Source organism: Desmospora activa DSM 45169 (assembly GCF_003046315.1).
Lineage (GTDB): Bacteria > Bacillota > Bacilli > Thermoactinomycetales > DSM-45169 > Desmospora > Desmospora activa.
In genome coordinates, this window is the sequence record NZ_PZZP01000001.1 from 1,617,751 (window position 1) to 1,631,266 (window position 13,516).

Annotated in this window: 16 protein-coding genes; 7 read left to right on the forward strand and 9 right to left on the reverse strand. The window is 47.0% G+C overall.

All coding sequences use genetic code 11. The features are described 5' to 3' along the window. Positions 1-21 precede the first annotated feature (21 nt). On the reverse strand, positions 22-651 hold the full coding sequence (locus C8J48_RS07895) for a LysE family translocator (protein ID WP_107725755.1): 630 nt from the start codon (positions 649-651) through the stop codon (positions 22-24). Between the two features lie 74 nt (positions 652-725). On the opposite strand from C8J48_RS07895, the gene C8J48_RS07900 reads away from it, so the two are divergent. Continuing rightward, on the forward strand, positions 726-947 hold the full coding sequence (locus tag C8J48_RS07900; protein WP_107725756.1) for a hypothetical protein: 222 nt from the start codon (positions 726-728) through the stop codon (positions 945-947). A 264-nt stretch (positions 948-1,211) separates the two neighbouring features. On the opposite strand, the gene C8J48_RS07905 is transcribed toward C8J48_RS07900, so the two are convergent. After that, positions 1,212-1,943: a GNAT family N-acetyltransferase gene (locus C8J48_RS07905; protein WP_107725757.1), complete on the reverse strand. Its 732-nt coding sequence runs from the start codon at positions 1,941-1,943 to the stop codon at positions 1,212-1,214. A gap of 189 nt (positions 1,944-2,132) precedes the next feature. Here C8J48_RS07905 and C8J48_RS07910 point away from each other — a divergent pair, with 189 nt between their 5' ends. Then, on the forward strand, positions 2,133-2,597 hold the full coding sequence (locus C8J48_RS07910; RefSeq protein ID WP_107725758.1) for a ferritin-like domain-containing protein: 465 nt from the start codon (positions 2,133-2,135) through the stop codon (positions 2,595-2,597). Positions 2,598-2,850: 253 nt separating this feature from the next. Here C8J48_RS07910 and C8J48_RS07915 read toward each other — a convergent pair whose 3' ends face one another. After that, positions 2,851-4,062, reverse strand: a complete 1,212-nt coding sequence (locus C8J48_RS07915) for a cystathionine gamma-synthase family protein (RefSeq protein WP_211316605.1) — start codon at positions 4,060-4,062, stop codon at positions 2,851-2,853. Between the two features lie 40 nt (positions 4,063-4,102). Further along, positions 4,103-5,323: a M24 family metallopeptidase gene (locus C8J48_RS07920; protein WP_107725759.1), complete on the reverse strand. Its 1,221-nt coding sequence runs from the start codon at positions 5,321-5,323 to the stop codon at positions 4,103-4,105. Between the two features lie 260 nt (positions 5,324-5,583). Between C8J48_RS07920 and C8J48_RS07925 the strand changes: the two genes are divergently transcribed. The 4 genes from C8J48_RS07925 (at position 5,584) to C8J48_RS18935 (ending at position 8,994) form a co-directional block, all read left to right on the forward strand. Beyond that, positions 5,584-7,242 (forward strand): PucR family transcriptional regulator, encoded by a 1,659-nt coding sequence (locus C8J48_RS07925; RefSeq protein ID WP_107725760.1) that lies wholly within the window; start codon positions 5,584-5,586, stop codon positions 7,240-7,242. Between the two features lie 76 nt (positions 7,243-7,318). Then, entirely contained in the window at positions 7,319-8,107 is a 789-nt protein-coding gene (gene modA, locus C8J48_RS07930; protein ID WP_245891098.1) for a molybdate ABC transporter substrate-binding protein, read from the forward strand. Next, the gene (modB, locus tag C8J48_RS07935) at positions 8,100-8,762 is read left to right on the forward strand and encodes a molybdate ABC transporter permease subunit (protein WP_107725761.1); all 663 of its coding nucleotides are present in this window, start codon (positions 8,100-8,102) and stop codon (positions 8,760-8,762) included. Before modA ends, modB begins: the two co-directional genes overlap by 8 nt. Before the next feature lie 106 nt (positions 8,763-8,868). Next, positions 8,869-8,994, forward strand: coding sequence for a sporulation protein YjcZ (locus C8J48_RS18935; protein WP_211316606.1), 126 nt, complete (start codon positions 8,869-8,871; stop codon positions 8,992-8,994). Positions 8,995-9,089: 95 nt separating this feature from the next. Here the strand turns inward: C8J48_RS18935 and C8J48_RS07940 are convergent, their stop codons facing one another. Continuing rightward, positions 9,090-9,941, reverse strand: a complete 852-nt coding sequence (locus C8J48_RS07940; RefSeq protein ID WP_107725762.1) for a YitT family protein — start codon at positions 9,939-9,941, stop codon at positions 9,090-9,092. A 193-nt stretch (positions 9,942-10,134) separates the two neighbouring features. On the opposite strand from C8J48_RS07940, the gene C8J48_RS07945 reads away from it, so the two are divergent. Continuing rightward, a complete protein-coding gene (locus tag C8J48_RS07945; RefSeq protein ID WP_146160464.1) occupies positions 10,135-10,599 on the forward strand; it encodes a CBS domain-containing protein in 465 nt (154 codons plus the stop codon). Between the two features lie 46 nt (positions 10,600-10,645). Here C8J48_RS07945 and C8J48_RS07950 read toward each other — a convergent pair whose 3' ends face one another. The 4 genes from C8J48_RS07950 to C8J48_RS18940 form a co-directional block, all read right to left on the reverse strand. After that, a complete protein-coding gene (locus C8J48_RS07950; protein ID WP_107725764.1) occupies positions 10,646-11,080 on the reverse strand; it encodes an Rrf2 family transcriptional regulator in 435 nt (144 codons plus the stop codon). Positions 11,081-11,192: 112 nt separating this feature from the next. Continuing rightward, on the reverse strand, positions 11,193-11,606 hold the full coding sequence (locus C8J48_RS07955) for a DoxX family protein (protein WP_107725765.1): 414 nt from the start codon (positions 11,604-11,606) through the stop codon (positions 11,193-11,195). Between the two features lie 174 nt (positions 11,607-11,780). After that, positions 11,781-12,068: a hypothetical protein gene (locus tag C8J48_RS07960; RefSeq protein ID WP_107725766.1), complete on the reverse strand. Its 288-nt coding sequence runs from the start codon at positions 12,066-12,068 to the stop codon at positions 11,781-11,783. Positions 12,069-12,282: 214 nt separating this feature from the next. Further along, positions 12,283-13,413, reverse strand: coding sequence for an N-acetylmuramoyl-L-alanine amidase (locus C8J48_RS18940; RefSeq protein WP_107725767.1), 1,131 nt, complete (start codon positions 13,411-13,413; stop codon positions 12,283-12,285). Positions 13,414-13,516: the final 103 nt, after the last annotated feature.

Below are 13,516 nucleotides of genomic sequence, written 5' to 3' on the forward strand. Positions count from 1 at the left end.
TCAATTTTATTTACATTCAATTTATCGTTCCATCAAAGCCACCCGAACTCCCAACCACAAATAGATCACCGCTTTTATACGCTCAATCGGTTTGGCCCAGGCTGGATTGCGAAACAAGATTTTGCCCAAGGATTGTGCCACCCGAGCCACGGTTAGAAAGACGACTAAGGCCTGCACCAGGAACAACAATCCCAAAAACGTCATCTGCACCGCCACTGGCGCTCCTGTCGAGGTTATAAATTGCGGCAGAAAGGCGAGAAAAAAGAGTGATACCTTGGGGTTGAGCAGGTTCATCCACACACCGCGACGGTATAGCGCAAAGAAACTGGATTGAATTGGGGTCGTCGTCTCTCCAAATGAAGCATAGCGACTCCCCTTCCATGCCTGCCATGCTAACCATAACAGATAAATGGCACCGGCAACTTTTAATAGCTGAAACGCGACGGCGGACTGATGTAAAATTGCTGACACTCCCAACGCCGCCGCAGTGGTATGGACCAGCAATCCCGTACATAAACCCAAGGCAACCGCCATTCCATCCCGGTGGTTACGAGCGATACTCTGTGTGATTACAAATAAGATATCGGGTCCCGGTGTCAATGTAAGCAAAACTGACAGTCCAATAAATGAAAGAAGCACTGACAGATCCACACTAATTCCTTCTTTCGCACAAAGTTGAAGAATAAATACTTTCCATATCGTCGACCCTGTGAAGGGTGATGATTATGAAACCATTAAAACAATGGATGTGGTTGATCAAAGGAGAACGGATTGCCTTTTATACACGGCTCGCCCCTGTTCGCTTTCAACCAGATACCGTTCACTTCGATCATCGCATAACACGGGTTGTACCGTATAACGCCGTTTGGGCGGTTTGGGGAAAGCCTTTGCTTCATTCTAAGCGACGGAAGGGTGCACACGATGAAGAGAAAAAGAGTGCCTTCTAAATCAATTGATAACAACGTAATTGTAATGGCTGACTTAAAACGGATGATCATCTGGATCGTCATCGCCGTAGCAGTCACAGCTTGTGGGGCTCTCTTGACACATCCACTAATCCTAAAATGATTTGACCTCGGCCGAGTGTTAATAGATAACTTGGGCTTAGAACGGGTTGTTTGCCAGGGATCCAACTTTTCCCCTTATCACTAACTCAAACCAATGATAATCCCCCTATAATTCCATCCCCGACTACATTTTTCTCCCCCACATCACTGTTTCACTCTAAACCAGTACTGGTACGCGGTTTGAAACCCTAATTTCATATAGAGTTTGATCGCCGCTTCATTATTCTGGACCACCTGCAGATAAGCCCGATTTGCTCCATTTTCTTTTCCCCATTTTAGCAAATGTAATAATAATTGCTCTCCAACCCCTTGCTTGCGGTGATTGATGGCAGTGACAACATTAAATATACCGAAGTAACCTTCTTCTAACACCCCCATTCCACAAGCGATAATTTCCTGCTTATGATAAAGGGCAAGAAAACATGTTTGCGGAATAATCGATAACAACATTTGCTTAACAGTTGCGATATTGTTAACATCGACCTGAGTCAATCGGCAAAAAGCGGCAAACCACTCCTCTGTCAACCTTTCTGCAATATTAACTGATGGATGGGTTGGTTGTTTTAGATCCGTTAGCTCCAACATTTGCACACTCGTATGATGCATCGTCATATAGCCTTTTTGCTCAAGGACCTCATCCAAATTTTTCTGCTCGGCAAAAGAGGTCATTTTAAATGTGGGAACAAGCCCCCGTTCGCTATATAAATCCTCACAATACTTGATCTTTCGTTCGGTGAAGTTGCTGGTTCCATAGATGGGGTTTACCGAATTGGCCCGCTTGGTATAGCCGTTAGCAAAACGGATCAACCAGCCATCGTAAACCATTGTTTGTAATGAAGGCCAGGCATTTAGCGATAATTCCTCGATTTTGTGCATCCTAATTTCCTCCGCGATGAACGATCATGATGAATAATAATACATCAAAATGTTTGTTTATTCAATCGCTAATATTTAAATCAGAACCGCCTTAACCAGACCCTTTTCACTTTATTACTCATATACACACTTCATTTAGACAACATGGGCACATCACAGTGAGCTGTTGCATATACTTTTCCAAGGCAAATGACGGGAGGAGCGCAATTGTATCGGTATGCAATAATTCAGCAAGAACTAGATACCCCGTTAATCACAAACATCGCCCAGGCGATCAACGGCGAATACAGTGCCATCGCTTGTTACGCCCATCTGGCAACGGTTGCCCCTACTGAAGAAGCCCGCAAACAGATAAAAGAAATCAGACAGGATGAAGTTCGTCACTTTCAAACATTCTCTGCTATTTACACCCGTTTGACGGGCAGACAGCCAACCCCGACCATAACAGAACCCTGTCCCCAATCGTACAAAGAAGGACTGGATTTCGCTTTTAAAGATGAACAAGAAACCGTCGATCATTACCTAGACATTGCCGATCGAGCCAGAAATCCCGTGATACGAACAGCATTTCAACGTGCTGCCGCCGATGAACAAAACCACGCTGTTTGGTTTTTGTACTTGATTACAAAAAAAAGTTGTAGTTGTCAAACATAAACGCCCTCCTAACGGAAGGCGTCTTTTTATATCGATCCCGTAATTCGTTTAAATGTGCGATGGAGGTGGCGGGGATCGATTCGGATCTCCTGTTCCATTTGATAGTGGAGGGAGAAGAATGACTCCCGCCCATGCCCTTCTGCAAAAACGACTTCAGCTTTCCTGTCGTTAGTTACACCAAAACCGATAAAAACATCGCTCGGATCGCGTGGGAGATCTACCAGATGAACCTTTGTCCTCCACAGACCTAGTTTTATGATGTTTTCACTCCGGCTTCGTGTACTGCTTCCAGCGCCTGTTTTAAATCCTGCAATAGATCATCGGTCTCCTCGATGCCGGCGGAGTAGCGGATCAACCCTTCCGGAATCCCCATCGCCTGCCGTTCCTCTTCGCTGCATTCCACGTGGCTGGTGGTTCGCGGCGGCCCTGCTACCGTCTCCACAGAGCCTAGATTGGCCGCCAGATGTGCATGGCGTAGCCGGGGCAAAAAGCGGCGCACCGCTTCTAATCCGCCTTTTAAGGCGAAACTGAGCACCCCTCCATAACCTTTCATCTGCTCCTTGGCAATCCCATGGTGTACATGGGAGTCCAGCCCTGGATAGTAGACGTTATCTACATCCGAATGATTCTCTAAAAAGCGAGCAATCGTTAAAGCGCTATGATTCTGCTGACGGATGCGCAGATGAAGCGTCTTCATCCCTCTGAGCAACAGGTAAGCCGCCATCGGATCCAATGTTGCTCCATTGATTTCGCGGTAATGGTATACCTGTTTTACCAGATGTTTTGATCCACAGATCACCCCGCCCAAGGCATCAGCATGCCCGCCTAAAAACTTGGTCGCGCTGTGAATAACCAAATCTGCTCCTAGTGTTAGCGGTTTCTGATTGAGGGGAGTGGCGAAGGTGTTGTCTACCACCACAATCGCACCGACACGATGGGCCGCTCGGGCCAGCCGTTGAATATCGATCACTTTTAGCGTAGGATTGGTGGGTGTCTCCAAATAGAGTACCCGACACCCACGTGCAATCTCTTCTTCCAGTACATCATGGTCGTGTGTGTCACACAATTGCACTTCTACATGAAAACGAGGGAGAAATTCCAAAAAGATCTTGTTGGTGCCGCCATAGGTATCTTTAATCGACACCACCCGATCCCCCGGTGACAAAAACGTAAACAAGACATTACTGATCGCCGCCATTCCAGTGGAAAAGCTGGTGGCCGCCTCCGCCCCTTCCAACAGGCGTACTTTTTCCTCAAACACCTCAACGGTAGGATTAGTGTTGCGGCCATAGATGTGTCCCCGCTTCTTCCCCAATGCCACCTCATGCCAAGTATCGATATCGGGATAGCCATAGGAAACACTGTGCACAACCGGCACTTGTGTTGCTCCCTGAAGCAGGGATTCTTCTTCTCCCCCCCATACGGATCGGGTGCCATCCAGTATCTCTTGATGTGACTTAATCATCTCTCACCCACTCCTTTCCACTATTTTTGTCTGAGGAGCCTTATGCCCCGCTCCCCCCAAGAGGATGATAAACCCCAGAGTCAACAGGGCATTGAAAAACCTCTCGCGGAAAATCCGCCAACACTTCACAGCCGTTTTCGGTGACGCGAAAGGTTTCGCTTAACTCCACCCCATATGCATCAAACCACATTCCCGGTATCATGTGAAAAGTCATGTTCGGTTGCAGGATCGTTTGGTCGCCGGGCCGGAAGCTAGCCGTATGCTCTCCCCAATCGGGAGGATAGTTTAACCCGACGGAATATCCCATGCGGGATTCTTTTAACCACCCATTTTTCGCAATTGAACTCCTCCATACCCATTCTACCTCTTCACAGGTCATTCCGGGCTTTACCGCATCCAGCGTGGTATTGAGACCCTCGATCACCACTTCCGCCAAATCTCGTACTAAACTGGAAGGAGCTCCAATCACAGCCGTGCGCGCCAAAGGTGAATGATATCGCCGGTAGCATCCCGCCAGTTCCACCAGGACGGTATCCCCCTGTTTATACGTGCGATCCGTCCAAGTCAAGTGGGGGGTGGAGGTCTTTTCACCCGCCGGCAGCAAAGGAACGATCGCCGGGTAATCGCCGCCGAAGTGTGGAGTACCGCTCACCTGGGCGTGAAAGATGTTGGCAGCCACATCACACTCCCTCACGCCGGGGGCGATCGATTCCAACGCCATCTGCATCGCCCCTTCGGCGATCCGTGCCGCTTTGAGCATATAGGCGATTTCCTGATCCGACTTCACCATGCGAACCCGATTGACCAAGAGGGTACAATCTTGAAAGCGTGCATCAGGCATACCTTTTTTTAATCGTTCATACGCCTGTGCAGTAAAATAATAAGAGTCCATTTCTACCCCGATCCGCCTATCAGCTTGACCGATCTGCGTTAAACAGTCCGCGATAAAATCCATCGGATGCTTCTGAAGCGATTGTACATAGTCATCCGGATATGGAATGATATTATCCCGATGGATCCATGTGGTCAGACGTGCACCATTGGCATCCTGTTCACGTCCGATCCAGATCGGTTGTTCCTCTTCCAGAATGACGACTAGCATTTGATGCACATAAAAAGACCAGGCATCATAACCGGATAGATAGTATAGATTAGCGGGATCCGTCAGTAACAGCACTTCCACTCCTGCCGCTTCCATGCTCTCTTTTGTTCGATGGAGGCGCTCTACGTACTCCGGCAATAAAAAGGGTAAATCATTCATTGCGGCCACCCCCCAACATGATGTCTTATCTTTAGTTTACGCACCGTTGGAAAACTGAACAATTACAATATTGTATAAAGGAGCCGCCCTCTTTTTCATCAAAATAGTGAACAGCATGGACGGGGAACGATCCCAATTTGAGCACGCCACTGTCATTCATATCTCTATGGAAGATTTCCTTTCAAAGAGTGTAACCGTGTAATAAATTTGATACCATCAAAAGATGGGGTGTTGTTTAATCATCTGGAGGTGAGCGTTCCATGCGTTTAACCGTCAAAGAAGTATTGCAACGAAATATTATGCATGGTGCAATCATCAAAACTTCTAGATCGTCCTTGCTAGATAACCCCGTAGAATCGATCTCGGTGATGGAAATGCCTGTTGAAAATTTTGTCCGCCGCAATGAGTGGGTGTTGAGCACGGGTGTTGGCTGTGGCCACAATTCCCTTCTTTTTTGCGATTTTGTGCAAGCATTGATCGACTCTGGCGCTGCTTGCCTGGCGGTGGCTACGGGCCGTCATATCCGGGAAATCCCCGCCGAAGCGATCCAACTTGCCGACAAAAACGATATGCCGCTGATTGAGATCCCTTGGCACATCCGTTTTGCCGATATTATGAAAATGGTTTTGCGGGAGTTGGATCAACGGCGTGATCACCTCGCCTCCTTTTCCTGGGATACGCAAAAAGCATTGCTGCAGATGATTCTACAAGGGAGTAACTTGACAAAACTGGCGGGCGTAATGCAGCGAAAGCTGGGCAATCCGGTGTTGTTTGTCGATCGAAAAGGAGAGGTGATGGGCAGCAGTCCCGCTGCACAGCGCTTGCTCCAATTTTGGCGGGATCAGATGCGAGATGTACACAATTCCATTGTCCACCCTTATCCCATTCAAAGCGCCTTCCACAATTATTCGCAAGGAGAGTGGAAACGAGTAGATCTGCCGGAAAACACCTGTATTGAAGTACCTATCCGCTCCGCTCAAAAACAGCAAGGTTCTCTCTTTCTCCTTCTGCCCAAAATACCCGCAGAGGAGGAGCCTCTACAGCGGGAGGAGCAAATTTACCTGGATCACGCCGCCACCGCAGCCGCCTTTTGTTATCTCCAGGAGAATGCCGCCATCGAAACGGAATCACGCTTAAAGAGCGATTTTATCTGGAGTTTGGCCAAAGGGGAAATCACCTCTGAGGAGATGATCAAATCCCGAGGTAGCGCATTAGGGTATGAAACCTCCTGCCCCTATGTCTGCATCTTAGGAGAAGCGGAACACAAAATCGGCAAGCGTGAACCGGCCAACTCTCCGTTGTGGGAAATTATCGATGAAGTCGCCTACGCCGGCAGGGCGGTACACCGCCATATCATGACCAGCCACCAACCTGACCGACTTGTAATCTACCTGGAGGTACCGATGGATCGCATCGTCGATACGGTTCAATCGTTTCTCGACATCTTGGAAGGACGCCTACATGAACGATTCCCGGATTTTTCCGTATCCTGGGGAGTCGGTGAAAATCGAGCCGGTGTACACACCTTCCACCAAAGTTACCAAGCCGCACTCTCTGCGCTCAATATCGGCCGCCGCCACAAAAGCTCCGGTACCCGTTATTTCCACTTTGACACTGGCCTTTACCGCGCACTCGAACAGCTGGCGGAACACCCGGACATCAAGGAGATCACCTGGTCCGCTATGAGCCGCCTTTTCGATTACAGCCAATTGCGTGGGATCGACTTAATCGAAACCTTCAACTCCTATTTGCGAAACCAGTGTAATGTCAGCCAGACCGCCCGGGAATTAAATCTGCACCGCCAATCCTTACTCTATCGCCTCCGTAAAATCGAATCCCTCACCGGCCGCTCACTCATGAATCCAGATGATCTATTTCTGTTACAACTTAGCATCAAACTGTGGGCGGGTAAACAATAAAAAGAAAGCCTCTCATCCGGTATAATACAGTTATATCGATCCGATATCCGATAAGCGCAGACGGGGGTACAAACCTATGCATCGCTTGATCATAACCATGTTCTCTCTTTTTTGTCTATTTATCATCATCAGCTGTTCCAACCAAAATTCCTCGACCGAAACCACCGAATTGTCGGTGCTGGCAGCCGCCAGTTTAACGGATGCTTTCACAGAGCTGCAAGCGAAGTACGAAGCAGAGCATCCTCATACTAAACTACTTCCTTCTTTCGCTTCTTCCGGCAATTTAAAACGGCAGATTGAACAAGGGGCTTCCGCCGATGTGTTTCTGTCCGCAGGAACAAAAGAGATGGAATCCCTTACCGCTCAAGGATACATCGATCAAAAAAACCAATGGGACCTACTTACCAATGAATTGGTTTTAGTGGTTCCCAAAGGCACCAATCAAATTAAAAGCTCGGCAGATCTCAATCATTCTGCGGTAAAAAAGGTAGCAATCGGACAGCCGGAAACAGTTCCCGCCGGTGAATACGGCAAACAAGCATTGGAAAGTCTCAAATTATGGGACTCTCTTCAATCAAAACTGATATTTACTAAAGATGTTCGCCAGACGCTCACATATGTAGAAACCGGCAATGTTGATGCGGGAATCGTCTATCGCTCTGATGCTAAGACATCAGAACGGGCCGTCGTTGTTGAACCTTTTGATTCTGACAGCCATCAACCAATCGTATATCCGATCGGGTTGCTTTCAGACTCCAACCATCCGGAGCAAGCCAAAGAATGGGTTACGTGGCTGCAGAGTGCGGAAGCAGAAGCGATTTTTAAAAAATATGGATTTCATGTGATAGGCAATTCAGATGATTAATCAGGAATTTTGGTCTCCCATCCTCCTATCGGCACAGGTTACCACCGTTGCTAGTATCCTCGCTTTCTCCGTCGCCATCATCATTGCCGCTATCATGAAAGGACGGTCGTTTACGGGGAAGGTACTGGTAGAAACCATCTGGATGCTCCCTTTGGTGCTTCCCCCCACCGTCGTGGGGTTTGGTCTCTTGCTTCTCCTCGGTCGAAACAGTTGGCTCGGCCAGGCGATTGAGTGGCTGTTGGGGCAACCGGTGGTGTTTACCTGGTGGGCAGCGGTTATTGCCGCCACCGTAGTCGCCTTCCCTTTGATCTACCAAACATTAAAAACCGGTTTTGAATCGGTAGACTCGGATTTGGAAGATGTCGCCCGTTCCATGGGTGCCGGAGAAGTGCAGCTTCTGATGTATGTAACGATCCCATTATCCTGGCGATCGCTGGCAGTAGGCTACCTGTTAGGCTTTGCCAGAGGATTGGGCGAGTTTGGTGCCACCTTGATGTTTGCAGGCAACATCCCTGGCAAAACACAAACCATTCCCACCGCTATCTATCTCGCCACTGAAACAGGCCATGTAACGTTGGCCGCTTATTGGGTAGGATCGATTGTGATGTTTTCCTTTTTATTGTTATGCGTGGTGCACCGGATTCGCATATATTAAATCCGGCAAACGATTGCCTAATTTTAATAGGACCCTGACATTCAACCTTCCCTCGATAACAGAAGTAGCGTACATTAGCGATGAATACAAAAAAGGAGGGTAAAACATGGGCTTGTTCGGTTTCGGCGGCTATGGTGGCTATGGTGGTTATGGTGGTTATGGATTTGGGTTAAGACGTCTTTTGATCTTCTTGCTGGTGATCGCTACCATCTTTTCACTGGTTGTATTCTAAAAACCCATTGTTTAAAGAAGATTATCTCACACTCGCACCCTTTTACAGAGGGTGTTTCTTTTTCGCCAAAAACAAAAAAGCCGGGAATCCCGGCATTAATTTTCCTCCTTATTGGGGGGAAATAGATTTTGATACTTAACCCCTGCCGTTTCTGCCACATCAGAAGCTTCCAATACCGCAGCTGGATCAATTTCCAAAACGGCTTCTTTTAACTTTCCATAACGTAAGCGATCTGTGATGCAATAAATGATTTTTCGCTCATCTCCGGAGTAACCGCCCTCCCCTTTCAGATAGGTGAGCGTTACATCTAGCTCCTGTATGAGATGTTGACCGATTTCATCCGGCTTTTCTGAGATGATGGTAACCGATTTCGCCTGATTCATTCCATCAAGCACAAAGTCGATCATTTTGGTAACAATATAAAAGACCGCCAGGGAAAACATCGCCTTTTCCAAGCCAAATACAAATGCCGCCCCTGTAAAGATCAAGGCATTGATACCCAGCAAAAAAGTGCTGATGGGAACATGATAATGTCGTTTAAACCAAACCGCCAACATCTCCGTACCGTCAACGGCACCCCCCACTTTTACAACCAATCCAATCCCAAGCCCCAGCAACAACCCACCATACAATACAATCAACACTTCTGAAGTCGTTATTGCCGGGATTGGTTTTAATACATTTAAGCCAATCGAGGTAACCACATTGGCATACAAGGTCCGTATCACAAATTTCCGACCGGTATCTTTGGCTGTAAAGAGAAGAATCGGCAAGTTTAGTCCCATAAATACAATCCAGATGGGAACTTCCCATATATGGTTGGCGATGATGGCCAGAGCAGTCACGCCCCCATCCACCAATCCGTTCGGTGCCAAAATCAATTCCAAACCGGCGGCAACAAATATTGAACCAATCGTTAATGCTAGATAATCCCAAAATTTATTCATTCTCAACCCCCATTAACCACACATTCTTATTTTATTGTATCATTATTACAAATGAATCCGAACCATGTTTATATGGAACCGAAAAATCCATTCTTCGATTTGGTTGATTTTTGTTCCTTTAGGGGTAATAAATAATAAACCTTTTTATTCAAGGGGGTTTCAATAAAAAATAAAAAACAAAGGGGCGAGTGCGGTGAAAGTTAAAAACGTTTACAAAACAATCACTCAACAGGTGAATATTCTCCCAATGACGACTCCTTTTCAGCAAATCCAGCAAATCTTTCAGGAGATGCATCCCATCCATCGCAGTGTATATGTGATTAATGAGCAAAAACAACTACAGGGTTGTATCACTTTATGGCGTTATTTGAAACTGATCGCCGTCAAAAACGGAAATATTGATCAGGTAAATTTTTCTCCTTCCCTAAAAGAGACGATCAGTAAAAATAGACAAGAATTAACCGCCAGCATGATTATGCACAATACCCCAGCGGTGACACTGGAGGATTCCATTGAAGTGGGATTACATTATATGCTGATCAATCGGCTAGAAGAATTACCGGTGGTGGACAAGCAGGGAGTGGTCATCGGTGATCTCAACGTCTTTGAAATCATACGCCATATCCAAACAACAGAACCTCGCGAAACTGATTTTTAATAGGCAAAAAAACACCCCAACGGGTGCTTTTGTGCAGAAGCGGGATTTATGATTTTGCATTGATTTGAGACACCAAATTCGTAACCACCTGATCCATCGTTACCTGAGATAAGACGGATTCCATCGCATCCTGGGCTTGATGAAACAAGACTTCAATGACACTTTGGATATTGGCACCTACCGGACAGGCAGGGTTAGGATTCTCATGCATACGGAACAAACCATTATCCACCACTTCTACAGCCCGATACACATCCAACAATGTCACTTCCGTAAGCGGTTTCGCCAAGTAAGTTCCACCCTTGCCTTGATGAACCCCCACTAGTCCTGCTCGCTTCAACATGCCCAATATCCGTCGGATAACCACCGGATGCGTATTGACACTTCCTGCAATCCAGTCGGAAGTGCATGAATTTGTTTTTTCAAAATCCAACAGCGACAAAATGTGAACCGCTACCGAAAAACGCGTATTAATTCTCATCGCAATCACCTATGATCAGTATACCGACAAATCAATCCTTCGTCTAACATTCACCCCACTATAAGAACACCGATCTGATGGATCGGTGTCCAACCATTCAATCCATTCCTGTTTAAGCCTTCGCTTTTGCGCTTGAAGCATCATTTCGTTTACGGAATAAAGTGTCCAATGCGTACGTTCCACCACCGACCAGAAAAAGATGAATCGACATTGCTAACAAGACCAGATCCAGCTCATAGCCACCCAAAAATCCGGCTCCCCATTTGACTGTGGCAATCGCTACCACCATAACCACCGCAAACAGAATCGCTACCACCCGAGTCGCCAAACCTACAATCATCAACAGACCACCCAACAACTCCACCACAGCCACTACTGTAGCAAAAAAGCCCGGAATGCCAACACTTACAAAAAATCCAGCCGTCCCATCCAAACCGTTTTGAAACTTGTCCCATCCATGGACGAGAAAGAGTACCCCCAATGCCAACCTTAGAATCAACGTTCCCCATTCCGATCCATTTTTCATTTGCCATCCTCCTTATAATTGATATTCTCAAACTAGATGTAACAATAATAGTTACAATGGGGGTGCTCGTCAAGTAATCATTCGTTTTTTCATAATACGTTCAAAATTTCTCCTAAAAAGCATTTACAAATGAAAACCGCATAATCATTCTCAACAAATACTCTACCATCATGCTCAAGCTGACATAGAATAAAATATAACCACCAAAATGGAGAGGGATGAGCTGAGCTGATCATCGACAGCGACGACCGTCACCATAGACGTGTTTCCCGTCTCACCCAGCTCTGCATCCGCAAACAATCCACTCTTTATCTCGGCCGTACCGTGATTATCAAAACCACATTGGGTACTGTGGTCGGTACAATACTCCATGTTGGCCTTCTCTCGATCACCTTGCGCGTATTCAATGGAGTAAGGTTTCAAATATACCGTATTCCCATTCAACTGATTACATCTATCCATCGCTTTCACACCCACGAAACAGAGTAGGTCGAGACGAGGACCTCACACTCCGATTGGGGAAGATGCCGAGACATGAGTGACTAATCACACATAAACAACCCCCCGCTTCCCAACTACAGTTGGAAACAGGGGATCAATAACCTAAGGGAGGAGCTGATTAACCGGCTCCCTTCTCATTCGCTCTCAATGGGAATCGTTCATTGTGTTCTACCTTTCACTCATCGCTTGAGGTAACTGCCTCTTCCACATCTTCCTTTTCCGCAGATGCCTGTTTTGTTCCAAACATATCTGCCCATGTTTTTGGGCCGACCCACCCATCGACGACTAACCCCGCCTTCTGCTGATACGCTTTTACCCCCGCCTCTGTTTTTGGGCCAAACCAACCGTCTACCACAATATTCAATTTTGTTTGTACCGCTTCTACATCTTTTCCCGATTGGATCACTCGTCGTAGATCTCGTGTAAATTTGGCACCGTTGGGCGCTTCATTTAAATTTTCGATATCCTCCGGTTTCCATGTCGGCTTCTCGCCAAACATATAGCGCCAATTGGCAATCCCCACTTCTCCCGTCACCTTGATGCCGTTTTTTTGCTGCCATTCTTTTAAAGCACTTTCCGTAAGCGGTCCAAAATCTTCATCCACTTTTAGTCCACCCAGATAGGTTTGCACAGCGGCGATATCCTTGCCGTTCTTCATCCCGCGCTTCAATGTACGGGAAAAACGGGCTCCGTTGGGTGCGCTGTTCAGCTTATTAAGCTCTTCTTCCGACCATTCCGGTTGCGGCTCTTTATAAGGTGCACCGTAATATCGTTGCACCCCCTTACAAATCGCCTCACCCACACCCCGTTGAAAATCTTCGTCCAACATCCACGCTTGTTCAATCCCGCGAGGATCATCCATAAAGCCGCATTCACACAAAATGGCTGGCATCTTCGTATCCCGCAACACCTGGAAATTGGCCACTTTTACTCCCCGATCTCGCTGATCGCGAACCTTGACCAATTCGGGTTGAACGCGGTTGGCCAATTTTTCCGCCTGGCCGCCACGGGCGACAATGTACGTTTCCACACCGTAACCACCACCGGCATTATAGTGGATGGAGATAAACAGATCGACGTTAGCGTTGTTGGCCCGCTGACATCGTGTGGATAGAGAAGGGTCCTCATCTCCCCCAGTCCAGACCACACTGTGGCCATTTCGCTCCAATGCCTTCTTCAAAAATTGAGCCGCCGGTTTGTTAAATTCATACTCCTTCACTACCCGTCCATACTCTGGCACTGCTGTAGGCGTACGCTTCCCTGGGGTATTGGTTCCATGCCCAGGATCCACTGCAATTTTAGCCATACAATCACCTCATATTTCAATTGAGAAGTGACAGTTAATCTGTTAAAAATTTATATTCTTCAATCATCCCTGTTATCCTCCCTATTTTTTATAAGAGCATGAT